This is a genomic window from Komagataeibacter xylinus (genome assembly GCF_009834365.1).
GTDB lineage: Bacteria > Pseudomonadota > Alphaproteobacteria > Acetobacterales > Acetobacteraceae > Komagataeibacter > Komagataeibacter xylinus_D.
In genome coordinates, this window is sequence record NZ_CP041348.1 from 3,467,501 (window position 1) to 3,494,040 (window position 26,540).

General features: G+C 63.6%; 28 protein-coding genes (1 of these 28 cut by a window edge). 16 read left to right on the top strand and 12 right to left on the bottom strand.

What is annotated here, in order from left to right; genetic code table 11:
* The 4 genes from FMA36_RS16540 to spt all read left to right on the top strand — a co-directional run.
* Positions 1-594, top strand: partial view of a sensor domain-containing protein gene (locus tag FMA36_RS16540; protein ID WP_159263361.1) — the 3' portion only. The gene continues 540 nt to the left of window position 1, outside the view; 594 of the gene's 1,134 nt are visible here — the last part of the coding sequence; its start codon lies off the left edge, out of view; it ends in the stop codon at positions 592-594.
* Positions 595-647: 53 nt separating this feature from the next.
* Positions 648-2,390 carry a fatty acyl-AMP ligase gene (locus tag FMA36_RS16545; RefSeq protein WP_206065133.1) on the top strand — a complete coding sequence of 581 codons (1,743 nt, stop codon included), beginning with the start codon at positions 648-650 and terminating at the stop codon, positions 2,388-2,390.
* A gap of 196 nt (positions 2,391-2,586) precedes the next feature.
* Positions 2,587-2,838 (top strand): acyl carrier protein, encoded by a 252-nt coding sequence (locus FMA36_RS16550; RefSeq protein WP_007400085.1) that lies wholly within the window; start codon positions 2,587-2,589, stop codon positions 2,836-2,838.
* A gap of 6 nt (positions 2,839-2,844) precedes the next feature.
* Positions 2,845-4,047 (top strand): serine palmitoyltransferase, encoded by a 1,203-nt coding sequence (spt, locus tag FMA36_RS16555; protein WP_159263365.1) that lies wholly within the window; start codon positions 2,845-2,847, stop codon positions 4,045-4,047.
* Here spt and FMA36_RS16560 read toward each other — a convergent pair.
* Both FMA36_RS16560 and FMA36_RS16565 read right to left on the bottom strand, forming a co-directional pair.
* The gene (locus FMA36_RS16560; RefSeq protein ID WP_408885635.1) at positions 4,031-4,993 is read right to left on the bottom strand and encodes a hypothetical protein; all 963 of its coding nucleotides are present in this window, start codon (positions 4,991-4,993) and stop codon (positions 4,031-4,033) included. The genes spt and FMA36_RS16560 overlap by 17 nt on opposite strands.
* A 12-nt stretch (positions 4,994-5,005) precedes the next feature.
* Entirely contained in the window at positions 5,006-5,986 is a 981-nt protein-coding gene (locus tag FMA36_RS16565; RefSeq protein ID WP_159263369.1) for a diacylglycerol/lipid kinase family protein, read from the bottom strand.
* A gap of 159 nt (positions 5,987-6,145) precedes the next feature.
* On the opposite strand from FMA36_RS16565, the gene FMA36_RS16570 reads away from it, so the two are divergent.
* The 8 genes from FMA36_RS16570 (at position 6,146) to FMA36_RS16605 (ending at position 13,236) form a co-directional block, all read left to right on the top strand.
* Positions 6,146-7,015, top strand: a complete 870-nt coding sequence (locus FMA36_RS16570) for a metallophosphoesterase family protein (protein ID WP_159264081.1) — start codon at positions 6,146-6,148, stop codon at positions 7,013-7,015.
* Between the two features lie 44 nt (positions 7,016-7,059).
* Entirely contained in the window at positions 7,060-8,292 is a 1,233-nt protein-coding gene (locus FMA36_RS16575; RefSeq protein ID WP_408885636.1) for an LptF/LptG family permease, read from the top strand.
* Positions 8,289-9,395 (top strand): LptF/LptG family permease, encoded by a 1,107-nt coding sequence (locus FMA36_RS16580; RefSeq protein WP_159263371.1) that lies wholly within the window; start codon positions 8,289-8,291, stop codon positions 9,393-9,395. Before FMA36_RS16575 ends, FMA36_RS16580 begins: the two co-directional genes overlap by 4 nt.
* Positions 9,392-10,174, top strand: a complete 783-nt coding sequence (locus FMA36_RS16585) for a sterol desaturase family protein (RefSeq protein WP_159263373.1) — start codon at positions 9,392-9,394, stop codon at positions 10,172-10,174. The genes FMA36_RS16580 and FMA36_RS16585 overlap by 4 nt, the downstream gene beginning before the upstream one ends.
* An 8-nt stretch (positions 10,175-10,182) precedes the next feature.
* Positions 10,183-10,956: a nucleotidyltransferase family protein gene (locus FMA36_RS16590; RefSeq protein WP_159263375.1), complete on the top strand. Its 774-nt coding sequence runs from the start codon at positions 10,183-10,185 to the stop codon at positions 10,954-10,956.
* An 18-nt stretch (positions 10,957-10,974) separates the two neighbouring features.
* Positions 10,975-11,475, top strand: coding sequence for an MmcB family DNA repair protein (locus FMA36_RS16595; RefSeq protein WP_159263376.1), 501 nt, complete (start codon positions 10,975-10,977; stop codon positions 11,473-11,475).
* A gap of 24 nt (positions 11,476-11,499) precedes the next feature.
* A complete protein-coding gene (locus FMA36_RS16600; protein ID WP_159263378.1) occupies positions 11,500-12,288 on the top strand; it encodes an inositol monophosphatase family protein in 789 nt (262 codons plus the stop codon).
* Between the two features lie 126 nt (positions 12,289-12,414).
* Positions 12,415-13,236 (top strand): lipid-binding SYLF domain-containing protein, encoded by an 822-nt coding sequence (locus tag FMA36_RS16605; protein WP_206065135.1) that lies wholly within the window; start codon positions 12,415-12,417, stop codon positions 13,234-13,236.
* Positions 13,237-13,334: 98 nt separating this feature from the next.
* On the opposite strand, the gene mltG is transcribed toward FMA36_RS16605, so the two are convergent.
* The 10 genes from mltG to FMA36_RS16655 form a co-directional block, all read right to left on the bottom strand.
* Positions 13,335-14,342 (bottom strand): endolytic transglycosylase MltG, encoded by a 1,008-nt coding sequence (gene mltG, locus FMA36_RS16610; RefSeq protein WP_159264087.1) that lies wholly within the window; start codon positions 14,340-14,342, stop codon positions 13,335-13,337.
* A gap of 58 nt (positions 14,343-14,400) precedes the next feature.
* Positions 14,401-15,666: a beta-ketoacyl-ACP synthase II gene (gene fabF, locus FMA36_RS16615; RefSeq protein ID WP_240906424.1), complete on the bottom strand. Its 1,266-nt coding sequence runs from the start codon at positions 15,664-15,666 to the stop codon at positions 14,401-14,403.
* A 92-nt stretch (positions 15,667-15,758) separates the two neighbouring features.
* Positions 15,759-15,998 (bottom strand): acyl carrier protein, encoded by a 240-nt coding sequence (locus tag FMA36_RS16620; RefSeq protein WP_003618476.1) that lies wholly within the window; start codon positions 15,996-15,998, stop codon positions 15,759-15,761.
* Positions 15,999-16,254: 256 nt separating this feature from the next.
* Complete coding sequence (fabG, locus tag FMA36_RS16625) at positions 16,255-17,010, bottom strand: 3-oxoacyl-[acyl-carrier-protein] reductase (protein ID WP_159263380.1); 756 nt, start codon at positions 17,008-17,010, stop codon at positions 16,255-16,257.
* A 66-nt stretch (positions 17,011-17,076) separates the two neighbouring features.
* Positions 17,077-18,003 (bottom strand): ACP S-malonyltransferase, encoded by a 927-nt coding sequence (gene fabD, locus FMA36_RS16630; RefSeq protein ID WP_240906425.1) that lies wholly within the window; start codon positions 18,001-18,003, stop codon positions 17,077-17,079.
* A 117-nt stretch (positions 18,004-18,120) separates the two neighbouring features.
* A complete protein-coding gene (locus FMA36_RS16635) occupies positions 18,121-18,663 on the bottom strand; it encodes a YdcF family protein (RefSeq protein WP_159263383.1) in 543 nt (180 codons plus the stop codon).
* Positions 18,664-18,666: 3 nt separating this feature from the next.
* The gene (locus tag FMA36_RS16640) at positions 18,667-19,941 is read right to left on the bottom strand and encodes a class I SAM-dependent methyltransferase (protein ID WP_159263385.1); all 1,275 of its coding nucleotides are present in this window, start codon (positions 19,939-19,941) and stop codon (positions 18,667-18,669) included.
* Between the two features lie 8 nt (positions 19,942-19,949).
* Positions 19,950-20,708: a glycine betaine ABC transporter substrate-binding protein gene (locus FMA36_RS16645; RefSeq protein WP_159263387.1), complete on the bottom strand. Its 759-nt coding sequence runs from the start codon at positions 20,706-20,708 to the stop codon at positions 19,950-19,952.
* Positions 20,709-20,745: 37 nt separating this feature from the next.
* Complete coding sequence (locus FMA36_RS16650; protein WP_408885637.1) at positions 20,746-21,573, bottom strand: Dabb family protein; 828 nt, start codon at positions 21,571-21,573, stop codon at positions 20,746-20,748.
* Between the two features lie 34 nt (positions 21,574-21,607).
* Complete coding sequence (locus FMA36_RS16655; RefSeq protein WP_159263389.1) at positions 21,608-22,432, bottom strand: acyl-ACP desaturase; 825 nt, start codon at positions 22,430-22,432, stop codon at positions 21,608-21,610.
* Positions 22,433-22,617: 185 nt separating this feature from the next.
* Here FMA36_RS16655 and sucC point away from each other — a divergent pair, with 185 nt between their 5' ends.
* The 4 genes from sucC (at position 22,618) to queE (ending at position 26,538) form a co-directional block, all read left to right on the top strand.
* Positions 22,618-23,817 carry an ADP-forming succinate--CoA ligase subunit beta gene (gene sucC / locus FMA36_RS16660; protein ID WP_159263391.1) on the top strand — a complete coding sequence of 400 codons (1,200 nt, stop codon included), beginning with the start codon at positions 22,618-22,620 and terminating at the stop codon, positions 23,815-23,817.
* 5 nt (positions 23,818-23,822) lie between these two features.
* The gene (sucD, locus tag FMA36_RS16665; protein ID WP_078527083.1) at positions 23,823-24,695 is read left to right on the top strand and encodes a succinate--CoA ligase subunit alpha; all 873 of its coding nucleotides are present in this window, start codon (positions 23,823-23,825) and stop codon (positions 24,693-24,695) included.
* Between the two features lie 110 nt (positions 24,696-24,805).
* Positions 24,806-25,816: a biotin synthase BioB gene (bioB, locus tag FMA36_RS16670; RefSeq protein ID WP_159263392.1), complete on the top strand. Its 1,011-nt coding sequence runs from the start codon at positions 24,806-24,808 to the stop codon at positions 25,814-25,816.
* Between the two features lie 86 nt (positions 25,817-25,902).
* Entirely contained in the window at positions 25,903-26,538 is a 636-nt protein-coding gene (queE, locus tag FMA36_RS16675) for a 7-carboxy-7-deazaguanine synthase (RefSeq protein ID WP_159263394.1), read from the top strand.
* The last annotated feature ends 2 nt before the right edge of the window (positions 26,539-26,540 follow it).

Sequence of the window (26,540 nt, forward strand, 5' to 3'; positions counted from 1 at the left end):
CTTCATGTGCAGCTTCCCCCACTTTTTGATAATGGGCGCCCCACGGTTCTCTATAACCCGCACTTCAGTCGCAGCCTGTCTTCATGGCCACGATTTGGCATGAGAGTGCTGGAATATTTCGCGCGGCAGGAAAAATACAATCTCATCTTTGCCCCGCATTACCGGCTTTTCGATACAAATCGTGAGAAAAGCATGGAAATTCTGGCGCCCTTTACCAAATTACCCCATGTGATCATTGACCCTGGCAGCGACAAAAGCGTGGATATGACCTATACCATGGCTGCTGACCTCTATCTGGGGGATGTCAGTAGCCAGGTCAGTGAATTCCTTATCAAACCGCGGCCCTGCCTGTTCCTCAACGCGCACCATACCTCGTGGCGCGGAGACCCCAATTATGAGAGCTGGACCCTTGGCCCCGTCGTGGAAAGCGTGGAGACAGCAGGCAATGACCTTGACAATGCTTTCCTGTCACATGCAAATTTCCTTGATCGGCAAAAAGAGTATATACGCGACACATTCGGGTTTGAGCCGCCAGCGGATACGGCGGCCAAAGGCGCGAAATCGATTATTGACTTTTTGAGGGTAATTGGTTGAACACCGCCCATTCGCCGTTTCAAGATACGTCTGTGGAAGTCAAATTACCGGAAATGATAAGCCTCCCGACCCCCTCCGATTCTGGTCTGCCCCGTCGTTACGGCGATTTTTCGTCGTTTCCGGCTGCGCTGGACTATGCCGCCCAGGGCAAGAGCGGCTTCAACATCTATTCCGGCAAGGGCGTCCTGCTCGAAACGCTGCCTTACAGCACGTTGCGCGAACAGGCGATCGAGACCGGCAGGCGCCTGCTGTCGCTTGGGCTGAAGCCGGGTGACCGGGTCGCCATCGTGGCGGAAAGCGATGGCGACTTCGCCCGCATCTTCTTTGGCTGCCAGTATGCAGGCCTGGTGCCAGCGCCCCTGCCGCTGCCCGTGGCGTTTGGCGGGCGCGAAGGCTATGTCGCTACACTGCGCGGCATGATTGAGGGGGCTGCGGCCTCAGCCGTGGTCATTGCCTCGATCATCGCATCCTGGACGGACGAGATTACCACCGGGCTGGACCTGCAATTCTCCGGCACGCCAGCCGAACTGCTGCAAACGCCCATTACGGTTGAAACCCTGCCCCCGGTCGGGCCGGACGACCTGTCCTACCTGCAGTTTTCCTCGGGCAGCACGCGTTTCCCCATGGGTATTGCCGTAACCCAGCGCTCGGGCATGGCCAATGCGCACGCCATTGCGCTCAATGGACTCAAGGTGCGCGAAACCGGCGATCGCTGCGTATCGTGGCTGCCGCTCTATCATGACATGGGACTCGTTGGTTTTTTCCTAACGCCCATGACCTGCCAGCTCAGCGTTGACATGCTGCCCACGCGCGAGTTCGCCCGCCGCCCCCATGTATGGCTGGACCTGATCAGCCGCAATCGCGGCACGATCTCCTACAGCCCCTCCTTTGGCTATGAGCTGTGCGCACGTCGCGCCACCTCGATCGAGCTTGATCTCTCATCGTGGCGTGTGGCGGGTATTGGCGGCGACATGATCCGCTATCATATCCTTGAGGATTTTGCCCAGCGCTTCGCTTCCGCCGGGTTTGACAGCGGAGCCTTTACCGCCAGCTACGGCATGGCAGAGGCAACGCTGGCCATCAGCTTCGCCCCGCTTGGCGCGGGCATCTGCACCGATACGATCGATCTGCGCGCGCTCGAGACACAGGGCAAGGCCGTACCCTCCAACGATCCGGCCCGCGCGCTGCGCACCTTCGTGCTGTGTGGTGAAGTGCTGCCGCAGCACGAACTCGAAGTACGTGACGCGCAGGGCCATGTGCTTGGTGACCGCGAGATCGGCACCGTCTATGTGCGCGGTCCGAGCCTGATGCAGGGCTACTTCCGCCGCCCGCAGGAAACCGCCCGCGTGGTCGATGCCGAAGGCTGGCTCAATACCGGCGACCTTGGCTACATGCTCAACGGGCAGGTGGTCATCACCGGTCGCGCCAAGGATCTGATCATCATCAATGGCCGCAACATCTGGCCGCAGGATCTGGAATGGTCGGCCGAGACCGAAATCAGCACCCTGCGCAGCCGTGACGTGGCCGTATTCTCGGTTGATGAGGATGAAGGCGAGAAGATCGTGGCCCTCGTGCAGTGCCGCGCCACCTCCCCCGAAGCCCGTGAAACGCTGAAAACCGAAACGGCCAGCCTGTTCCGTCGGCAGCACGGGGTAGATGTGTCCATCATCCTGGTGCCGCCCCATACCCTGCCGCAGACCTCGTCGGGCAAGCTGACACGGGCGCGGGCGCGGGCCATGCTGCTCTCGGGGGCGTTCCAGCCGCTGGAAACATCATCTTCCGTTTCCGTGGTCTGACAGGTCTGGCGAACCGTCTATCGCCGTTGGCACGTCAGTTCAGGGTGGAAAGCAGGACTGGCCAAAAACTTGTTTTTCGCCCATAAGGCTTTGCAATAAGGGGACGGATTGCAGTCCCCGTCCCCGCTCATGCGGGGCGACCATTCATGCTGATCCGCTGCCCCTGGCAGGCTGGACATGCCATAAGGATGTAGGAATGAGTGAAACGGTAGCGAGCGTCTCCGCGCTGATCGTGAAGACGCTGCTGGCGAACCCCAAGGTTCCCCGTGATATCAATGGCAGCAGCAAGATCGTTGAAGATCTGGCCTTTGATTCACTGGCCGTCATGAATTTTGTCATGGAAATCGAGGATACCCTCGATGTTTCCGTGCCACTTGACCGGCTGGCTGATATCCGCACCATCGATGACTTGGCGGCCTGCATCGTTTCCCTCAAGCAGGCTTCCTGACACGTCATGTCGATTTTTTCTAAATATGAAGGTCTCGCCTCCGCCCTCGCATCCGTTACCGTTGGCGGCGGCCGCAACCCCTTCGATGTCGTGATCGAAAAGCCCATTTCCTCAACGGTTGGGTTGATCGAAGGGCGCGAGACGCTGCTGTTCGGTACCAATAACTACCTTGGGCTGAGCCAGTCACCCGCAGCGATCAATGCCGCGGTCGAAGCGGCAAAGGCCTATGGCGTGGGCACGACCGGCTCGCGCATTGCCAATGGCACGCAGGGCCTGCACCGCCAGTTGGAGGAACGGCTTTCCGCCTTCTTCCGACGCAGGCACTGCATGGTGTTCTCCACGGGCTATCAGGCCAATCTTGGCACCATTTCCGCCCTGGCGGGCAAGGATGACTACCTGCTGCTCGATGCCGACAGCCATGCCAGCATCTATGATGGCAGCCGCCTTGGCCATGCGCAGGTGATCCGCTTCCGCCATAACGATGCCGATGACCTGCACAAGCGCCTGCGCCGCCTTGAAGGCACGCCGGGTGCGAAGCTGGTTGTGGTTGAAGGCATCTATTCCATGATGGGCGATGTGGTGCCCATGGCGGAATTTGCCGCCGTCAAGCGCGAGACCGGAGCCTGGCTGCTGGCCGATGAGGCCCACTCCGTGGGCGTGATGGGCGAGCACGGACGCGGCGTGGCCGAAGCCGATGGCGTGGAAGATGATGTGGACTTCGTGGTCGGCACCTTCTCCAAAAGCCTGGGCACGGTGGGAGGCTACTGCGTTTCCAACCATGACGGGCTGGATCTGATCCGCCTGTGTTCGCGGCCTTACATGTTCACGGCCTCGCTGCCGCCAGAGGTCATTGCCGCAACCATGGCGGCCCTGACCGAGTTGGAAAACCACCCCGAGCTACGTATCCGCCTGATGGATAATGCCCGCAGGCTGCATGCCGGCCTTCAGGCGGCGGGCCTGCGCACCGGCCCCCAGGCGAGCCCGGTCGTATCGGTCATTCTGGATGATGTGGCGGTTGCCGTGGCGTTCTGGAACCGGCTGCTTGACCTTGGGGTTTACGTCAACCTTAGCCTGCCGCCCGCAACGCCGGACCAGCACCCGCTGCTGCGCACCTCCGTCATGGCAACGCATACGCCTGCGGAAATTGACAGGGCCGTGGACATCTTCGCAACAGTAGCGCGCGAGATGGGTCTTAACCACGCCGCCTGAAGAACCCTGCCTGCCGTAGCTTCCATAACAGGTACGGCAGGCAGATCAGCGGATGCCGCTCGGAAAACGGCCCAAGTGGCAGTTCAATGCCGGAATGCCGCCTGATCTTCCAGGCAATGTAGCGCGCGCCCCCTTCAAACGTGAAGGCGCCCTTGAACAGGCGGCTGACATTGAGCACCCGCCCCAGCCGCCCGCGCAGCCACCAGCCCTCCTGCATGCTGCGCCGTAGTTGCGGTGTCAGGCGGGGGGCAAGCTGCGCGCCATCACGCGAGAAGGGCAGGCCATCGGCCAACCATATATCGGGCAGCAGCGCGCGATAACGCGCCTCGCGCCCTTCCAGCAGGGCAGATGGCCTGCGCCCGTTTTCCACCCGCAGTTCCGCGCCATAAGTATGCGCGAACAGCGCCAGCCAGAATTCATCCGCCGTGCCCTGCGCCGGGCCAAGAGCCGCCGCCCAGCGCCCGGCCTGCCCCATGGCGCGCACCAGGCAGCCCAGTATGGCATCAGCCGCCTCAGGCCCGCGCACCCAGACCAGCCTGACCGGCTGGCAGAACCGCGCCCAGATGGTGGTATCGAGCGTGGCCCGCCCCGTCATGCGCCGGAACTGGGCAATCGACAGGATGGCAACCTTGGCGCGGATGATGCGCCCGCCTACCGGAATTTCATGATATTCAACATTGGGCGGCAGCAGGCGATTGGCCTCACGCGCGAAGTAGCCTGAGGTCCAGTCCTCCAGCCGTTCTACAATGACATAAAAATCCAGCACGCCATCGGGGTCGGGTTCGCGCAGCACGGAGCCGTAAAAGAGCACGCCCAGAGGCTGCGCTGAACCCAGCAGGTCGCATACGAACTGCGTGACAAAGGCAGGAACGGGCTGGACCAGTTCATTGGCCAGCGTATGGGCAATGCGCCCTGCCGCGGCAAGGCGGCTGGAAGGATCAGCCATGGTCAGCATTCCTCAGGCGTGGATGAAGTCGATGGGTGCTGTGGCGGACAGCATGATCCGGCCAGACGCGCCGGGAGAAAAGACTTCCCCATCCAGCACGAAATCGGATTCAAGCGCCATTTCGATCCGCTCTTCGCAACCGCTGCAGTAATCGGGGTTATGGCGCAGCCAGGCCGGGTGCCGCCCCCGCAGCAACGCCCAGGCGGCAGCGGCGAGGCGCGAGGGCTGGCCTGCCACATGCAGGTAATTGATCACATCGCTGCGCCCGCCCGCCACATTCCAGAACGGCCATATGCCATGCGGCAGGCGCTGGAGCGTGCTGGACAGGAACAGAAAGCAGTTTCCATGTCGCACCGACCGCTCACCTGCCTTGAGCGTAATCGGGTTGCCCTGCATCCATTCCCGCCGCGAGCGACGGGTGAACAGATGCGCGACCGAGGACAGGAACGAGACGACAACCGCCATTTCATGGGAATAATTGTTCAGGATGGCGGGCTGGTGGGCCAGTTCAATGCCGCGCGTAAAGGCCGCTGCCCCATGAAACATGCCCACGACCGCAGGCTTGCCCTCGGCCTCGGGCCATTCAACAACCAGCCCGCAGCGCCTGCGCACCCTGCTCCGCAGCTTATCGGCAGCGGCAAGGCTGACCAGCCGGTCAAGCGCCTTTTGCCCGCGCAGGCCAAAGCCCACATCACCCGCGATCAGGTTGGTATTGCCCGAAGGCAGGATGGCAAGTGCTGGAAAGCGCTCAGGGGCATAATGGCGATGGATGGCGGTCAGCACATCGCTGACCGTGCCATCTCCCCCATCGACCACGATACAGCCCATGTCGCGCGCGGCCAGCTGCGCAATTGCGGCATCGAGAAGGGAACGGTCGGCCGGATCAATGAAATTCTCTCCCAGAAGGCTACGGGCCATCGGGGCATACGAACTCTTGTCGCCCATGTTCCGCCGGCTGCGCGGGTTATAAACAAGCGCAAAACGTCCGGTCACTGATGATTCCATCCCTGTCTGAAATTTGACTTACAGGCCATAAGCAACCATCTGCCTTCTATTGCAAGGCACGAAACGATGGAACGCATCACCACACCGGCAGGCATAACACGGCCCGGCCCGGTTACCGACCGGCCTGATGCAGGGAAAGACACCAGCTTGAACGCCATCACCATAGCCCATCTTTCTGACCCGCATCTGCCGACGGAGATGTCGCCCCCGCGCCTGCGCGAGAAGCTGAACAAGCGCCTGTTCAGCCATCTTTCATGGAAGCGGCGCCGCCGTTTCCTGCACCGCCCGGAAATTCTGGCCCGTGTGATGGCCGACATTGGCAGCGCCCATGTGAACATGATCGCGCTGACCGGCGACCTGACCAATATGGGCCTGCCGGGAGAATGCCGCCACGCCCTGCGCTGGCTTGAACAGATGCCTGCCCCCTGCACAGTCATACCGGGAAATCATGACACCCTTGTGCATGATAACTGGCAGCAGACCATAGGCCTGTGGCAGCCATGGATGGGCGCGCTCCCCTTCCCGTTCGTGCGCCAGATAGGACCGGTTGCGCTGATCGGCGTGAGTTCGGCAGTGCCAACGCCCTGGTTCAGGGCAACGGGCCGCATGGGTGCGCGCCAAGCCGCGCGCCTCGCCACAATACTGCATGAAACAGGCAGGCAGGGACTGTGCCGCATTGTCATGATTCATCATCCGCCCGTGCCGGGCCTTGCCATTGCCCGCAAGGCGCTCAGGGATCCCCAGCATTTCGCCCACACCATTGCACGCGAAGGGGCGGAGATGGTACTCCATGGCCATATCCATACCTCCACCCTGTCTTCCCTGCCCGGCCCTGCTGGCGCCGTGCCGGTTCTGGGCATTGCATCGGCGTCGGCACGGTCGCGTGATCCGCTGCGCGCGGCGGCATGGAATCGGATTACCGTCACACCACGCGATGGAGGATATACGCTTGGTGTTACAAGGCGTTTCTTTCCGGCAGACGGGGCAGTGGGTACAACGCAGGAAACTATTTTTTGAATGAGTCCTCCCCCGTATCGTTTTTCGGATATAAGCACGCCTAGATGAGCCGCATGTCTTTACAGCACGGGATTCTGGCCAAGCTGCGTCCCAATACCATGGACCGCTACCTGCTGCGGCAGGTCGTGCCGCCGTTTTCCATCGCACTGGGTGTGGTCATGTCCGCCCTGCTGCTGGAGCGGCTTCTGGTGCTGTTCAACATGCTGGCTGCCAATGGCAGCTCCATGAAAACATTCTTCGGCCTGCTCAGCGACCTGATCCCCCATTACCTGGGGCTGGCGCTTCCGGCGGCCATGTGCGTAAGCGTGTTTTCCATTATCCGGCGCATGAGCGCCAACCATGAAATCGATGCCCTGACGGCCAGCGGGGTCTCGATCTTCCGCATCTGCCAGCCTTTCGTGCTGACGGGGGCGGTCTTTAGCGTGCTGGCCTTCTCGCTCTATGGCTTTATCCAGCCTTACGCACGCTATGACTACCGCTCGGCCTTCTATTTCGCCAGCCATGCGGGCTGGACGCCGCACCTGCAATCCAAGATGTTCGCCATCTCCGATGACATCATGCTCACGGCCGAGAACGTGGACCATGCGGGGTCGCGGCTGTTCCGTGTCTTCATCCGTGACAGTTCGGACAAGACGCGCGTGCGCTACATTACCGCGCAGAAGGGCTACCTGTACAATCCGGCTGACGGCTCGCGCATGCGGCTTGACCTCGTCAACGGCACCATCGTGACCGACACGCATGACAAGCCCCCCTCCATTACCGGCTTTACCCGCACCACCCGCCTCATTTCCGGCGAGGCCAAGCTGGATGATGAAGCCTATCGCCAACGCGGCGAGACGGAGCGCGAACTGACCGTGCCCGAGCTGTATTATGGCCTCCGCCATGGCTATCCCGGCATCAGCCCGTCCTACATGCTGGCTGAACTGCACTTCCGCCTGGCGCGCACCGCTTCCATTCCGTTCATTCCCATTCTGGCCTGCGCGCTTGCGGGCGTGCGCAAGCGCCAGAAGGGCAACCCCGGCCTGGCCATCGCCGCCATCACGCTGGTCAGCTTTGACCACACGCTGCAGATGGGCATGAGCTTTGTCGCCAACATGCACATGTCTCCACTGCTGGTCATCTGGCTGCCCACGGTCATCTTCGCCGGAGTGTGCGTGGGCATGCTGATCCGGCAGGCAGGGGGCCTGCGCACCCTGTTCTCTCAGGGGCCAAGCCTGCCGCCACGCCAGCTTTCGGCAGATGGCCTGCCCCGGCGCATGCAGGAAAAAGAGGCATGAAGCGCCGCCTGCGCCTGGCGAGCGGCACGGTCCTGCTCGGGTATCTCTCGCGTGAGCTGCTGGCCAAGGTGTTTACCACGACCATCATCGTCGTGGCGCTGATGGAAATCCTGGCCCTGCTGGAACAGGTGACGGAAATCATGCACCGCAATCTCGGCCTGTCCGGGGTGTTGTATTACGCGGTCATGCACCTGCCGCTGCTGTTCGGCAATGCCATGCCCATTGCCGTGCTGATTGGCGCGCTGCTTACGCTGCTGCAACTGACAACATCGAACGAAATCTCGATCATGCGTGCGGCCGGCCTGTCCACGCCTGGGCTGATCAAGCTGTTCCTGCCCACCATCATCGGCCTCGGCGTGCTGTGTGGGCTGGTCAATGACCAGGTCACGCCACGCACGGAGCAGCGCCTCGCCCAATGGTGGAACGCCACAACACCCGATGCCGCGACAGTATGGCACAACTACTGGCTGCGCGCGCGTGATGACCTGATCAACATCAACTACCTTTCCGGTGGCGGACAGGTGCTTGACAGGGTCACGGTCTACCACCGCGACCACCAGAGCCTGCTCCAGAAAGTCACCACCCTGCGCAACGTGCATTACACGCATGGCCACTGGTATGGCACGCCCACGCGGGTGCTGAGCGTGCTCAGCCCGACCCGCGTCGACCTGCTCGACACGCCCGGGGAGCCCGTGCGCCTTGACTGGCCCGATACGCTCACGCCGGGCTACCTGATGCAGATTACCGTCAGTTTCACCCAGTCCATCGGCACCATGCTGGCCGAGCAGAACGACAGCCTGCCTTCCAGCCAGTCGCCCTCGTTTTTCATAACCGAAATACTGGGACGCATCATGTTACCGGTCACGTTCGCGGTAATGCTGTTACTTGCCGTGCCGGTGGTCTATATCCCCCCCCGGGCTGGCACGCGCAGTTGGTTGCCCATATGGTGCCTCGGCGCGGGCCTGCTGTTTGTCGTGTTCCAGGGGCTGCTCCGCGCGCTTGGCAATGCGGGAACATTGCCCTCGCTTATGGCGATATTCGTCGGGATCCTGATTTTCATCCTTGGCGTCATCACCGTGCTACTGAGGATCGAAGAGCGATGATTACAAATACCCTGAAGAACAGTTCCATCCGCACAGGCCGCAGCTTCGACCTGGGCAAGATGAACCTGTCCCAGCTCTGGATTGCCTACCTCACCTACCCCACCATCATCCTGTATTTCGTGCTGGCCATCGCCAGCTACGCGGTCATGGTGTACGCCTACACGTCATTCGTGCCGGTCGCCATCAGCATCGCAGCCGTGATGCTGGTCTACCCGCTGGTATGGTATGGCATCCATCGCTACATCCTCCACGGCCGGTTTCTCTACCGCATGAAATGGAGCGCCACCCTGTGGAAGCGCATCCACTTCGATCACCACCAGGACCCCCACCTGCTTGACGTGCTGTTCGGCTCGCCGCTCAACACCATTCCCACCATTGCCATCGTCACCATTCCCATCGGCTACGCCATTGGCGGCCTGGCGGGTTCGGGTGCCGCCTTTGGCGCGGGGCTGACCATTACGTGCATCTATGAATTCTTCCACTGCATCCAGCACCTGAACTACAAGCCGCGCATGCGCTGGATCCAGCTGATGAAACAGCGCCACGTGCTGCATCACTTCCATAACGAGAATGGCAATTACGGCATTACCAGCTTCGTGGCCGACCGCATCTTCCACAGCTACTACCCCGATGCCCGTGGCTGCCCGCGCAGCCCCACCGTGTTCAACCTTGGCTATGACATCGAGGAAGCCCATCGCTACCCCTGGGTGATGGAAGAGACCGGCGCCCCCCCGCGCGACCGCCCCGATGGTGCCAACACCACCCGCAACGCGGCGTGAGCACGGACATGGCACTGAATGTTCTCATCCTGGCGGGCAGCAGGCCGGGGCGGCCCGACCCCATGGCGCAGGCGGCGGGTATTTCGCACAAGGCCCTGCTGCCGGTGGGTGGCAGCCCCATGATCAGCCGGGTCATCACGGCCCTCCAGTCGGTCGAGGCCATTGGCAAGATAGCCATCTGCATCGAACGCCCCGAGGTGCTCGCGGGCATCGTGCCGGACAACGTGATCTTCATCCCGCCCGCTTCGGGGCCGAGTTCCAGCGTGATGAAGGCGCTGGACACGCTGGGCACGCCGCTGCTGGTCACGACCGCAGACCATGCCCTGCTCGAGCCCGCCTGGGTGCGCAGCTTCGTGCAGAAGGCGCAGGAAAGCGGGGCCGACGTAGCCGCAGGCATTGCAATGGAACGCGACATCCTGCGCGATGTGCCGGGCACCAGGCGCACCATGATCCGCCTGGCCGATGGCGCTTTCTCGGGCTGCAACATGTTCCTGTTCCGCACACCTGCCGCAACCGGCGTGATCCGGCTGTGGCAGAAGCTCGAGGCCGACCGCAAGAACCCGCTTAAAATGGCGCGCACGCTTGGCCTGGGCATCCTGCTGCGCTTTGTGCTGCGCCGCCTGACCCGTGCTGATGTATGCCGCCGCATCGGCCAGCTTTCACACGCGCGGGTGGCCATGATCGCGCTGCCCAACGGGCGCGCCGCCGTGGATGTGGACAAGCCCGCCGACCTTGAGCTTGTCACGCACCTGCTTGCATCAAGCCCCCTGCCCGCGACCTGAGGCCCACGCCCTTACGCCATGCACCGCCCATCCGCGCCACAGCTCCAGTCCGCCATCCGCACGGGCGTCAGCCAGATGTGCCGGATGCATGGATGGGCGGTTTTGCATGAATTCGTGCTGCCCGATCGCAGGCGCGCCGATATCATGGCCCTGACACCCCAGGGCGACCTGCTGTGCATCGAGATCAAGTCAGGCCTGCCAGATTTCCGCGCCGACCATAAATGGCCCGATTACCTGCAATGGTGCGACCAGCTCTATTTTGCGGTCAACCAGGACTTCCCCCGCCATATCCTGCCTGAAACTGCCGGGCTGGTGATTGCCGCCACCCACCCTGCTGCCACGCTGGCGGCTACCTGCATGGACTGCGCCATCATCCGCCACCCGCAGCGCAGCCCGCTTGCCGCTGCGCGCCGACGCAAGCTTACGCTGCAGTTTGCCATGCAGGCTGCCGAAAGGCTGGGTCGGGTGGACATGCCGCAGGTGGAACATGCGGTGAAAACGGCGTTACGTGTAGAATAGAATGTTCCACAAGAAAGGTTACCCATGTCACAGGCCATCCTGACCCGTTTTGAAGCCGCCCGCTCCGTCGTGCGCGATGCTGCCGCCCTTGCCATGAAGATGCGCCCCGCCCCGGGCGGCCCCAAGGGCACCCAGAAAAGTGCGCAGGACTGGCTGACCGAAACCGATGGCGCGGTGGAGGCCTTCATCTCCGAGCGAATCGGCACGCTGTTCCCCGAAGATGGCTTTCAGGGCGAGGAAGAAGGCCGTACCCGCACCGGCAGCCTGCGCTGGGTGGTGGATCCGATCGATGGCACATCCAACTACGCGCGCGGGCGCAACCGCTGGTGCATCTCGCTGGGCCTGATGGATGGCGACACCCCCGTGGCCGGCATCATCGAGGCCCCGATGCTGGGCGAGACCTATACGGCGGTAAAGGGGCATGGCGCGTTCCTCAATGGCGAGCGCATTCATGCCTCCCCCGTGACCGACCCCGCCACCTCCCTGATCGAGATGGGCTGGAGCAACCGCGTGCCCCCGGGGGTGTTCCAGGAAAAAATCGATGCCATACTCGGGCTGGGCGCCATGCCGCGCTCGGGCGGGTCAGGTGCCATCGCCCTGGCCGAGGTCGCGTGCGGGCGGCAGGACGGCTATCTGGAAATCCGCATCAACCTGTGGGACGTAGCGGCCGCCCTCGTATTGCTGGAGGAGGCAGGTGCAAAGGTTTCTCCCTTCCTGCGCGATGGCGGGCTTGAAGATGGCATCCACATCCTCGCTGCCGCACCCGGCATTGCCGATGCCCTGTCGCAGGCGGTGGGCGTCTCCCTTAAATAACGGCAATATAGGGCTGGATCATGCCACACAGACTTGCCTAGAGAGCCATGATTCAGCCATGAACACAGACCACTCCAGTGCACGGACCGTTTTGGTGGATCTGCCGTGACGAATCGGAAAGGGAGCATGGGTTTGCACAAGTTTCATCTCATCAGGACGTCATTCACCACGCTGGCCCTGATGATGCCGCTGCACGCCGCGATGGCCGCCAGCATGGAAGAAGAACAGAGCCTGGTGGACCGCGCCACGCTGACCGTGCGCGACATGTTCTCGGGTGCCACGGCAGGGAGCAAGGTCACCCGTTACCTTGCCGAATCGCGTGGCGTGATTGTCTGCCCCTCTGTGTTCCGCATGTCGATCGCCTTTGGCGGCGGCGGCGGCGGTTGCGTGTTCCTTACGCGTGATGCCCATGGCTCATGGTCCGACCCGGCCTTCTACCGCATGTCATCAGCCAATTTTGGCCTCCAGCTTGGCATGCAGGATGTGCAGGTGATGCTGTTCGTCATGACGGATCAGGGCGTGCAGTCGCTACTCGACAGCCAGATGAAACTCAGCGCAGATGTCGGCACGTCCTTCGCCTCATCCGGCTCCGGACTTGAAGCGGGCACGGCAGGTGAGCACAATACCTCCATCAAGGGCGTGCAGAAATCCAAGGGCCTGTTTGCCGGTGCCGCCCTTGGTGGCTCCAAGATGCGGGTCAATAGTGCCGCCAACCGTGCCTATTACAACCAGATTGTAGGGCCTGAGGATATCGTGGTGTCCATGCGGGTGAACAATTCGGGGGCTGACCCGCTGCGCTCCGCCCTGACAGAAGTGCTGGCCGCCGCCCAGAGCCGCCCGGACAAGAACGGCCAGACCAGCACTCCCACCACGCAGACGCAGCCCCAGCAGCCGATGGAAACCGCACCTTCTGGCTCGGTCAGCAGCCAGAGCCTGCCTGCTCAGTAAAAGATTGTCTGAAAATAACGGGAATGTCCGGTGCCGCCTTTTTTCCAAAAGGCGGCATTTCTTTTGAAGCTTTTTGAAAAAAGCTTCACCAAAATCTTTCAGTCATTCGTGCGCGGGCTGGCCTGCGCTGCGCGCCTGCTGGCCCGGAAGGCCGCCACATGGCGGTTATGGTCATCAAGCGTGCTGGTAAAATCATGCCCACCCAGGCCATTGGCCACGAAATAAAGCTGGTCGCCCTCTGCCGGATGGGCTGCGGCATAAAGTGCTGCCATGCCGGGTGAGCAGATCGGCCCCGGCGGCAGGCCAACAATCACGTAGGTGTTGTAAGCCGTAGGCTGCTGCAGGTCAGCATGGGAGAGCGCATGCCCCAGTGGGCCTGCCCCCCTGTTCAGCCCATAAACCACTGTCGGGTCGGACTGAAGCCGCATGCCCTGATGCAGGCGGTTGAGGAACACGCGCGCCACCATGGGGCGTTCGGATGCAATGGCCGTTTCACGCTCGATCATGGAGGCCAGCACCAGCAGGTCATGGCGGTTGACGATGGCCGGATCCACCACGCGGCCCTCCCATGCCTGATCGATGGCGCGATCCATGGCATGCTGCATGCGCGCGAGCATCTGCGCGCGCGGCATGCCCCATTCATAATCATAGGTGAGCGGCATGACCGATCCCTCATTGGGGAAAGGAAAACTGCCATCCATATAGGGGGCATGTTCGAGCAGGTTGGCGATCTGGATGGCGGAGAGCCCCTCCGGCACGGTCAGCCTGTGCACGACCGGCTTGCCATGCCGCAGCACCAGCAGCACCTGATGGATGGAGGCATGGGCGGGAAATACCAGCTCGGCGGCATGAAAAGCGCCATCAACCCGTGTCAGCACGGTGGCGGCCTCGAACACCTTCTGCGCAAGCCAGCCCTGCTCGATGATGCCCGCAGCCTGCAGGCTGGTCAGGACCTGCTCGGTTCCGCCATGAGGCACGACCAGTGTGCGCTGCTGCGCCAGCGGGCCGGGAGCATTGTACTGCCGCACTCCCATGAACAAGGTGCCAAGACCTGACAGAACCAGCACGAGAAATGCCAGTCCACATACTGCCAGAACCCTGCGCACACTCACTCCTTTACCCTATGGCTGAAAATAAAAAGGGGCGCCCTTGAGCGCCCCGGTCCTACACGCCGCGCAGGATGATGCTGGCGTTGGTGCCGCCAAAGCCGAAGCTGTTGGACAGGATCGTGTCGATCTTGCGCTCCTGCGCCGTGTGCGCCACCCGGTCGATCACGCTCTCGCGTGAGGGATTGTCGAGGTTGAGCGTGGGCGGCGCAACATTGTCACGAATGGCGAGGATGGAATAGATCGCCTCGACCGCGCCCGCGGCACCAAGCAGGTGACCCGTGGCCGATTTGGTGGAAGACATGGCCAGCTTGCGCGCATCATCGCCAAACAGGCGCTCGACGGCATCAAGCTCAAGGTCATCGGCCATGGTGGAGGTGCCATGGGCGTTGACGTACTGAATGTCAGCCGTAGTCAGACCCGCGCTACGCACGGCGTTCTGCATGGCGCGGAACGCCCCTTCATGCCCGGCGGCAGGCGCCGTGATGTGGTGCGCATCACCTGACATGCCGTAGCCGATCACCTCGGCATAGATCTTGGCGCCACGCGCCTTGGCGTGCTCGTATTCTTCCAGCACCACGATACCGGCGCCCTCACCCATCACGAAACCGTCGCGGTCGCGGTCCCACGGGCGGGAGGCTTTTTCCGGAGTGTCGTTGAAGTGGGTGGACAGCGCCTTGGCGGAGCAGAACCCCGCAATGCCCAGTGGGCACACGGCAGCTTCGGCGCCGCCGGCCACCATCACGTCGGCATCGCCGAGCATGATCATGCGGGCGGCATCGCCAATGGCGTGCACGCCGGTGGCGCAGGCGGTGACAACCGAATGGTTCGGCCCCTTGAATCCGTATTTGATCGAGACATGCCCGGAGACCAGGTTGATCAGGGCGGACGGAATGAAGAAAGGCGAAAGCCTGCGGGCCCGGCCTTCCTTTACCGTCACGGATGCCTCGTAGATGGTCTGAAGACCACCGATGCCAGCACCGATCATGACGCCGGTGCGGCAGCGATCCTCTTCTGATTCCGGCTTCCAGCCCGAATCCTCGACCGCCTCGGTAGCCGCGACAAGACCGAGATGGATGAAGCGGTCCATCTTTTTCTGGTCCTTGACGGGCACCCAGTCCGAAAGGGTCAGGCCGCCACTTTCCGTAGGCCCTGCGGGCACCTCACCCGCGACCTGCGCGGGCAGGTCAGAGGCGTCGAACGACGAGATACGGCCAAAACCGTTCTCTCCGGCCACGATACGCGACCAGTTGCGCTCAACACCCAGTCCGAGTGGGCTGACCATGCCCATACCGGTTACGACAACGCGCCGCTGTCCAGACATTGATCCGGTAGACTGCATCAACCCGCCCTGCTTCCTGAAAGTAACGATACCTGACTGAATTCGTAGTAAACTATGATCGACAAACGGGTCGATCAGGCAGCTTTCTGCTTTTCGATGTAGTCGATCGCGTCCTTCACGGTCGTGATCTTTTCAGCTGCATCCTCGGGGATCTCGACGCTGAACGCTTCCTCGAACGCCATGACCAGCTCGACCGTGTCGAGGCTGTCGGCGCCCAGATCGTCGATGAAAGAGGCATCCGGGGTGACCTTGCTTTCGTCAACACCGAGGTGCTCGACTACGATCTTCTTAACCTTATCGGCGATTTCGCTCATCTGTCTCTGCTTCCTGTCTGCCCCTGAAGAAACGGGCGGTTCGAAACGTGTTCGTCCTGTAACGTCCCTGCAAACCAATGATGTACACCGGCCCGCTTCGGACGAAGCTGCGGGCGATTAGCACGGTTTTGACGCAATCGCCAAGGCAGCGTTTGCATTTCCTGTCCGCACGCCCCGCAATTAAGGGGACAGCTGGGCTGTCAGGACTATCTTTTTTGTCACTTCAGGCCCGCTGTCCAGCAAAATATCACATTGCTCAGACCATCGCCATGCCGCCATTGACATGAAGCGTCGTTCCCGTGACCCATCCGGCCTCATCCGACGCCAGATAGACCACCGCAGGCGCGATATCACCGGGCTGGCCCATGCGGCCAAGCGGGATGGAGCCGACGAGCTTTTCCTTCTGCGCTTCAGGCAGCACGTCGGTCATGGCGGTCTGGATGAAGCCCGGCGCCAGCGTGTTTACGGTCACGCCACGGCTGCCTGCTTCCTGCGCCAGCGACTTGCCCATGCCGATCATGCCCGCCTTGGCGGCGGCGTAGTTGGCCTGGCCTGCATTGCCCGTGACCCCCACAACCGAGGCGATGTTGATGATGCGCCCCGCCCTGCGGCGCAGCATGCCCTTGAGTGCAGCGCGACACAGGCGGAAGGGGGCAGCAAGATCCACGTCGAGCACGCGGTTCCAGTCCTCATCCTTCATCCGAATCGCAAGCGTATCGCGCGTAAGCCCCGCGTTGTTGACCAGAATGGCCAGAGGTGCTCCTGCCTTTTCCTCGGCTGCCGCGACCAGCGCATCGGCCGCCGTGGCATCCGACAGGTCAGCGGGGCAGACATACAGGCGCTCGGCGCCGCCCTCGGCCCCGATGCTGGCTGCAACCTCATCCAGCACGGCCTGACGCGTGCCTGACAGCACCACCGTGGCCCCCTGCGCATGCAGCGCGCGCACGATCTCGCGCCCGATTCCCCCCGATGCGCCGGTCACCAGCGCTACTTTTCCATCCAGCCTGAACATGAGCCGTCTGTTCCCTTCGGTATCCATCAATCAGAATGCCCCCGGCACGCGGGCCGGGGCGTTGTTTCAGCGCGTGGCCAGATAGGCTTCGATATCCGCCGGCGTGCCCACCGAGCGGGTCGCGACATCGCCATTGATGCGCTTGACCAGCCCCGCCAGCACCTTGCCAGAGCCAATCTCGACAAAGCTGTCCACGCCCATGGCCACCATGGCATCCACGCTTTCGCGCCAGCGCACGGTGCCGGTAATCTGGCGCACCAGCAGGTCACGGATCGTGGCCGGGTCGGTCACCTTGGCCGCCGTTACGTTGGCCACCACGGGCACGACGGGAGCCTTGATCTCGGCCTCGTCCAGCGCCTTGCGCATGGCTTCGGCAGCGGGTTCCATCATCGAGCAGTGGAAGGGGGCGGAGACTGACAGCTTGAGCGCGCGCTTGACGCCCTGCGCCTTGGCGAGGTCGATCACGCGGTCGATTGCCGCCATCTCGCCTGCCACGACCACCTGGCCGCCGCCATTATCATTGGCCACTTCGATGATCTGGTTGTGCGTTTTACCCGCTTCATCGGTAAACGTCGCGGCCTCGGCGCACAGGCTGGCGGCGCGCGCCATGTCCATGCCCACGCCAATCAGCGCCGCCATGCCACCCTTGCCCGGCGGCACCGCTGCCTGCATGGCGTTGCCGCGCAGGCGCAGCAAGCGGGCTGTCTGGGCAATGCCGAGCGCACCGGCGGCCGCAAGGGCGGAATATTCGCCCAGCGAGTGCCCGGCCACCAGGGCCACATCACGCTTAAGGTCCACGCCGCCTTCGCGCTCAAGCACCCGCAGCACGGCCAGCGAGACGGCCATGAGCGCGGGCTGGGCGTTGTCGGTGCGGGTCAGGTCCTCCATCGGGCCGTCGAACATGAGCTTGGAGAGATGCTGGCCCAGCGCCTCATCAACTTCCTGAAACACTTCGCGCGCCGGGGCGAAGGCCTCGGCGAGGTCACGCCCCATTCCAACTGACTGACTTCCCTGACCGGGGAAAACAAAGGCTTGCACAGGCATGACTTCCATCCAGACTAACTATGGTTCTTGGGTTCATCCGCGTGATGCGGGCTGGGGCGGGCAGTGTCAATCACCATCACGCCCGGCGCGCAGCAGGTGGGCAGCCAACAGCAGCACATCCCACGGCAGGGCCACGACCTCACGCATACGCCACCACCACCGCCTGACCCAACGGCGCGCGGCGGGCACGGGTGGTGGTGGCACGCGCACTACCGTCCAGCCCATCATGCGCATGAGCACAAGGCAGCGTGGCAGGTGATAGGCGCTGCTCGCCACCGCCACAGGTCCTTCATGCCCGCGCTGGCGCAGCAGCCGCGTGCAGGCAATGACGGAGGCCAACGTGTCGGGGGCCGTGTCCTCCACCAGCAGCGCATCAGGCGGCACGCCCGCGGCCCCGAGCACCGTGGCCATGACCTCACCCTCCCGCATGCCGGAAGGGCGGGAGGGGCCACCAGTCGGAATATACAGCACCGGGGCATGGGCCACGCCGAAGGCATGGGCCGCAGCCAACCGCAGCCACAATGTGCGCCCCGGCGCGCCATCGGGTTGCAGCTTCGCCCCGAATATGACCACGGCCAACACATGGCCAGGCTGCCTGTCAGTATGCATGGCTCAGGCAGGCGCGCGCAGCAGCACCCGGTTGAGCGATTCCAGCGTGGTGAACATCTGCGCCCAGATTTTGGCAAAGCGGCTGGCCGAGACACCCCGCGTTTCCATGATGGCAGCGAGATCAACCACCGTGCGCTCACCGTCGATCAGCGGCAGGATGCCACGTGCCTGCGGCGGCAGGGCAATGGCGACCTGAAGCGTGCCGAACGCAAAGGGCAGCCGGTCATCGGCCCCCATCATGCGGGCGAGTTCAAGGCCGGGTATCTCGCGCATGATGGGTACGGCATCTGGCGCAAACGGGTCAGCCCGTGTGACCGGCTCGCTCACACGGCGCACATAGGCGACATGCGTGGCCATGTTGCCTGCCACGTCCTCCGCCACGGCCTGACGGGCGCGTTCAGGCAGGGCTGCGATCCGCTCGCGCAGGCGCGGGTCGGGCAGCAGCAGGGCGGGATCATAACGGGCGGGTTCCATCAGACACGCTGCCGCAAGCCCCGCGCGGTCAAGCAGGGCGTGAAAGGCGGTAATGTCATAGGCGCGGTCACGCGGGTTGAGCAGCAGGTCATACAGCCCCGCATCGCCCCCGGTCAGGTGATCGCCAAAATTGGTGTTCTGCCGCAACCAGGCCGTGGCGGGCAGATGGCGCATGACGCGGCGGGCCACGTCGAGCCGCCCTTTGGGGGCTTCCTCCACCGGGGCGAGGCGCTCAAGGGCGTCCTGCAGCATATACACGCCCGTGCGGCCATAAGGCGCATAGACCATCAGCCCCATGCCTCCACCGGGCGCGAGCACGCGCTCGAGTGCGGCAAGCCCGGCATCGGGGTCAGGCAGATGATGCAGCACGCCACAGCAGTCAATATAATCGAACGGGCCAGGAGCCACCTGCGCGATATCGGTCAGGTCACCGCGCACGAAGCGCATGTTCTCCAGCCCGCGCGCCGCCGCACGTTTGCTGACAATGTCGAGGGCTGCGGGCGAGCGGTCGAGGCACAGCACCTCACCCGGCCGCCCGGCACGCGCCATGTGGGTAGCCAGCATGATCGCGCCATCGCCCGTGCCGCATCCCGCCACCAGCACCCGCAGCTTCTGCGAACGCGGGCGGGTGGCACCAAACACCCAGTAATCGATCTCGCGCAGGTGGCTGGGACTGCCAATCAGCAGCCTGCTTTTTTCCTCACGCGGGTCGCGGGCGGGATAGGGGTAATGCTCGTACTGGGCCAGCAGCCCGGCATCACGCCCGTCATGCGGGGCAGGAACGGCGCTTTCATCGCGGGTCATGGCAGGCCTCAGCGCGGCAGCAGCTTGCCGCGCTGCCAGGCCTCGGCGGCATCTTCAGCGCTCATGCCCTCGAAGCGCATGGCATGGTCGAGCGCGCTGACCACCTTGTTGCCCAGCGTCAGCTCATCAAGCTCATCAAGCAGGTCGCTGTCCATGTCGCCACGAATGGCCGAGCGCAGCAGGATACGGGCATCCTGCTCCGTGCCATAGCTACCCTTGGGGTCATCGAGTGACAGCAGCTTCTGGCCATAATGCACGAAGGAAGGCTGCCAGGCGGGAATGATCTCGGGCAGGCTGCCCTCAAGCACCTGGGCTGCGTGATCATAGGCCTGCGCATCAGGCCGCGAGGCGATGGTGTAGCCTGCTTCGGTCAGGTTATAGGCGGCCACGACCTGGCGCACCCGGTCAAGCAGCGAGGCGGGGGTCACGATCTCGCGGTTTACGGGGCAGTCCGCTGCGGCAAGCCCGGCTACCGAGGTCACACCCGTAGCCGCGGCCTCGGGCACGCCCCAGCCAAAGGCGGGCCGATAAAGCTGGCCGAAGGCTTCCATGCCCAGTTCCGGGGCAAGGAAGGCTGCATCCACCTCAGGCAGCCAGGCCGAGACGAACAGGTCCACATCGCCACGGCGCATGTGCTCGATCATCTCAGCGCGCGGGGCGACGACGTATTCGATTTCCAGCTCATAGGCTTCAAGCACGCGGGCAACAGCGGCGGCGGAGGCCTGCTGCACGGTTTCATCAAGGTGCCCGAGGGTCACGGTGGTCATGTAGTTTCACTCCTTGGTGGCAAGTGTGCCCGGCCCGTCAGCCCTGCTGCTGGGGAACCTGCGCCGCGCGCCCGGTCTGGACCGGCGCCTTGCGCACGGGATGCGCGGGTGCAACGGCATAGTCAAATACGAGGGTGCTGACGATATAGGGTGCCGCGAATTTCTTGAAGGCTTCATGCGCGGGGTCGAAATAGGCCGGGTCGGTCACGACCGGGCGGCCCACGTAATAATTGCGATCTCCCTCCGAGCGGAAGGTGACCACGAAGGCCTGCTGCAGGCCGTCATCCACGCCCTCGCCGCTGATCTGCGCACCGGTCTCGATCGAGACCACCACGGGCGATCCGTCCTCGCGGCGCGAGGTGCGGGCCAGCGCCATGAACCGGCGCACCACCTCGGCACGCTGGTCATCGGTAATGGTGGGCAGAAAGCGGAACAGGACGATATGGCGCACAAGACCGCTATGAAAACCCGCCGATGTAAAGTGCAGCAGCCCCACCTGCGATGCCATGAGCCGTTCGGCGCGCGTGGCATCACTGACCGGCGGCTCGGTGGGCGCCTGCGCCCCGCTGGCCGGAGCCGTAGCTGGGGCCGCAGCAGCGGCTGGGGCCGGAACTGGATTCACGGGAGCGGTCGGAGCCGAGGTCGGGGCTGGAACGGGTGCCACAGGCGCGGCCGGGGCTGAGGTCGGGGCCTGAACCGGAGCCACAGGAATGGCCGGAACCGGAGGCTGGGCCGGGACCGGAGCCACGGTAGCATCCGGGGCGGGCGTTGCAGGCACGTCGTCCGCCCGCGCGGTTCCTGCCATGAACAGGCAGCCCGCCGCGATGATGGCAGCCTGCCCCGCCCTGATGTCACGCACCTTCATTCAGTCTTCATTCCTTTCATGCAACTGCCTGTGGTCAGGCTGCGGCGGTCATTCGCGCGAATTTGCGCTGGCGCATCATGAGCAGGCGGTACACCGCGCTGCTGATCAGCCCGTTCAGCCGCCCGTGGGGCGTCCAGCCTATGGTCTTGAGGATCATGCCCGTGACCCGCACGGCATGGCGCGGCTTGTACAGCCGCAGCGCGCGCGACATGTAGGCCGCGATGCAGCGGCGGTGATCGTAGGGCATGGAGGCGGACTCATTGGTGGTGTGGAAGGCGGAGGCCAGTTCGTCATCCTCGCTTTCCGTCACCCGGCCCAGCGCTATGCGGGTGCGCTGCCATGCGCCCAGGCGCTCACGCCGCAGGTAGCGGCGCATGTGGTCATAGAACAGCTTGAAATGCCGGTATTCATCGGCGGCAATCTGTTTGCATATGGCCTTGAGCAGGGGCTCGTCGGTGGCATCGGCCAGGGCGGTGTAGAAGGAGGACGTGCCCGTCTCGACCATGCAGCGCGCGATCAGTTCCCCCGTGCGTGAGCCGCGTATGGAGGCATCCACGTCAAGGTCGAGGCTGTAGGCCTGCCGGTAGCGGGCGAACGCGGCCATGTAGTCCCAGCTCGGGTCGGCCAGCATGGCCCAGCGGCCCAGCGCATCGCCATGCTGCACTTCTTCTTCCGCCCAGTTATCCGCCGCACGGGCAAAAGCGGGGTCATCGGCAAAGACATTCTTCAGGTAGCGGGCGTAATCAAGGCCATTACGCTCCACGACCGATGCCGCCTTGATGACGGGTATCATGTCAGGGTCCACCCGTTGCGGGTCGAAACTGTTCCAGTTCATCTGTTCAATGCGCCAGTGTTTCATCGCAACCTGCTCTTGTGCTTTTTCTCCATGAAGGCGCGCGCTGCGTGCCATTGATGAGGAGGACATGACACATGTTTCATGTTTACGCCAATCCTGACACCATCCCACCCCTGTCATTGCGCGCCCAAATCATGCTAGGGGCCTAGCCCGACACCACCAATAAGAACGACAGATTGGGTCGCCACATGAATATTCATGAATATCAGGCCAAGGCGCTCCTGCGCTCCTACGGCATGCCCGTGCCTGAAGGACATGCCGCCACCACGGCCGATGAAGCCACCGCCGCAGCAAAGGCGCTTGGCGCGCCGGTTACCGTGGTCAAGGCGCAGATCCACGCCGGTGGGCGCGGCGCCGGGCATTTTGCGGGCAAGCCCGAGGGCAAGGGCGGCGTGCGCCTCGCCCGCACCCCTGCCGAGGTGGCCGAGGCCGCCCACGCCATGCTCGGCCAGGTACTCGTGACCAAGCAGACCGGGCCTGCGGGCCGCCTCGTGCGCACGCTGTATGTCGAATCCGGCTGCGACATCGCGCGCGAGCTGTATTTTTCCATGCTGGTCGACCGGGTAACCGGGCGCGTGGTCATTGTCGCATCCCCCGATGGCGGCATGGAAATCGAGGAGGTCGCCGCCCGCACGCCCGAGCGCATCTTCAAGGAATATATCGACCCCGCGAAGGGCCTGTGCGACTACCAGTCACGCGAACTGGCCGTGCGCCTGGGCCTGAAGGGACGCGAGATCCGCGCGTTCCAGGCCGTGGTGCGCGCGGCCTATACCGCGTTCACGGGCCTTGACGCCGCCATTGTCGAGATCAACCCGCTGGTCGTGACCGGTGCGGGCGACCTGCTGGCGCTCGACGCCAAGATGTCGTTCGACGAGAACGCGCTCTACCGTCACCCCGAGATTGCGAAGCTGCGCGACGAGCACGAGGAAGACCCCCGTGAGCGCGAAGCCGCCGAATATGGCCTGGCCTATGTAGGGCTGGACGGCAATATCGGCTGCATGGTCAACGGCGCGGGTCTGGCCATGGCCACGATGGACATCATCAAGATGGAAGGCGAGGAGCCTGCCAACTTCCTCGATGTCGGTGGTGGCGCGTCAAAGGAGCGCGTGGCGGCAGCCTTCCGCATCCTGATCGGCGACCCCAAGGTGCGCGGCATCCTGGTCAACATCTTTGGCGGCATCATGCGCTGCGACGTGATTGCCGAGGCCATCATCGCCGCCTCGCACGAGACCGGGCTGAACGTGCCGCTGGTGGTGCGTCTGGCAGGCACCAATGTCGATCGCGGCAAAGCGCTGCTCGCTGAATCCGGCCTGACCATCATCCCCGCCGATGATTTGGGCGATGCCGCCCGCAAGATCGTAGCCGCCGTCCGTAACGCGGGAGCCTGAAGCCCATGTCCATTCTCGTCAACAAATCCACCAAGGTGATCACGCAGGGCTTTACCGGCGCGCAGGGCACCTTCCACACCGAGCAGGCGCTGGCCTACGGCACCCACATGGTCGGCGGTGTAACCCCCGGCAAGGGCGGCAGCGTGCATCTGGGCCTGCCGGTGTTCGACACCGTGGCGCAGGCGCGGGCCGCAACCGGAGCTGAGGCTTCGGTCATCTACGTGCCGCCCGCAGGCGCCGCCGATGCAATCCTTGAGGCCATCGCCGCCGGCATTCCGCTAATCGTGTGCATTACCGAGGGCATTCCCGTGCAGGACATGGTGCGCGTGCGCGCCGCCCTCGAGCAGTCGGGCAGCCTGCTCATCGGCCCCAACTGCCCCGGCATCATCACGCCCGATGAATGCAAGATCGGCATCATGCCCGGCCCCATCCACCGCCGCGGGCATGTGGGCATCGTCTCGCGCTCGGGCACCCTGACCTACGAGGCCGTGGCCCAGACCACCGCCATCGGCCAGGGGCAGAGCACCTGCGTGGGCATTGGCGGCGACCCGGTCAAGGGCATGGACTTCACCGATGTGCTCGCCCGCATGATCGAGGATCCCGATACGCATTCCATCGTCATGATCGGCGAGATCGGCGGCACGTCGGAAATCGATGGGGCGGAACTGATCCGCGCCAGCGGCACGCACAAGCCGGTCGTGGGCTTCATTGCCGGTGCCACCGCCCCTCCCGGCCGCCGCATGGGCCATGCGGGTGCCGTGATTACCGGCGGGCACGAGACCGCGAGTGCCAAGATCGAGGCCCTGCGCGAGGCGGGCATCCATATCGCCCCCAGCCCTGCCGAACTGGGCACGACACTGGCCCGCGTGCTGGGCTGATCCCTGCTTCCGGCGATGGCCCCACAGGAATAAAAGAGTGGTCATCGCCGGTTTTGTATGGCACAGCCGGAAGCGTTTTTTTCCAACACCTGCCAGAGGACCCAAGCCCGATGCCCGATGGGAGCAGCCCGGATACCCTGCCGTTGCATGGCACCCCCATGCCCCCCGTCCGCACGGACTGGACGCGCGATGAAGTCGCGGCCCTCATGGCCCTGCCCTTCCCCGACCTGATCTACCGGGCCCAGACCGTGCACCGTGCGCGTTTTGACCCCACGGAAATGCAGATCTCCACCCTGCTGTCGATCAAGACCGGCGGCTGCCCCGAGGACTGCGCCTACTGCCCGCAGAGTGCGATGCACGAAGATGGCGGCGTCAAGGCCAGCCGCCTCATGGCGGTGGAAGAAGTGCTGAAGGAAGCCCGTGCCGCCAAGGCTGCCGGTGCCGCGCGCTTCTGCATGGGCGCCGCCTGGCGCAGCCCCAAGGAGCATGACCTCGAGACCGTGTGCGCCATGGTCGAAGGCGTGAAGGCACTGGGGCTGGAAAGCTGTGTGACCCTGGGCATGCTCGACAACAGCCAGGCACACAGGCTCAGGGATGCCGGGCTGGACTACTACAACCACAACATTGATACCTCGCCCGAATATTATGGCGACATCATCTCGACCCGCACCTTCCAGGACCGGCTCGATACGCTGGAGAACGTGCGCGATGCGGGCATCAATGTCTGCTGTGGCGGGATCGTGGGCATGGGCGAGGACAGCACCGACCGCGCAGGCATGATCGCAACGCTGGCCAGCCTGCCCCGCCACCCGGAGAGCGTGCCGATCAACATGCTCGTGCGTGTGGAAGGCACGCCCCTGGCCGACAGGGCTGAAGTGGTTGATCCGATCGAGTTCGTGCGCACCATCGCCGCCGCCCGCATCACCATGCCCGCCAGCCGCGTGCGCCTTGCCGCAGGCCGCGAGGACATGACCGATGAAGCCCAGACCCTGTGCTTTCTGGCTGGTGCCAACTCCATTTTCTATGGCGAGCGCCTGCTGACCACGCCCAATCCCGCAGCCTTGCGCGACCGGCAGTTGCTGGACCGGCTGGGCATGCATACATCCCACAAACAGGGCTGAACCCGACGCGGCCGGGCGAGGTCCGGCCGGGGCATTTTCCCATGCTGGGCCTGTAATCCGGCCACGTGCATCACGAAATCTGGAACATGTCCTACACTGTAAAGGAAATCTTCCCCACCCTGCAGGGTGAGGGCGCACAAGCCGGCCGCACGGCCGTGTTCTGCCGCTTTGCAGGGTGCAATTTGTGGAGCGGGCTGGAGCGCGACCGCTCAAAGGCCATCTGCCAGTTCTGTGATACGGATTTTATCGGAACGGATGGCGCAGGCGGCGGCCGCTTTGCCGATGCCGATGCGCTGGCCGATGCCATCGCCGCACAATGGTCCGGCCCGGATGCCGCTCGGGCCTTCGTGGTGTTTACCGGCGGCGAGCCCCTGCTCCAGCTTGATGCGGCGCTGATTGCCGCCATGCATGCACGCGGGTTTGAAATCGCGGTGGAAACCAACGGCACCGTAGCCGCCCCCGCCGGCATAGACTGGCTGTGCGTCAGCCCCAAGGCGGGCGCTGAGCTGGTGCAGAAATCGGGGCATGAACTCAAGCTGGTCTACCCCCAGCCCGGCCTGCCACCCACCGATGTGGCGGGACTGGACTTCGGGCAGTTCTGGCTCCAGCCCATGGATGATGCGCGCCGCAACCAGAACACGGCGGCAGCGGTTGACTACTGCATGCGCCACCCGCAATGGCGGCTGTCGCTCCAGACCCACAAGCTGATCGGGATCCCCTGAAC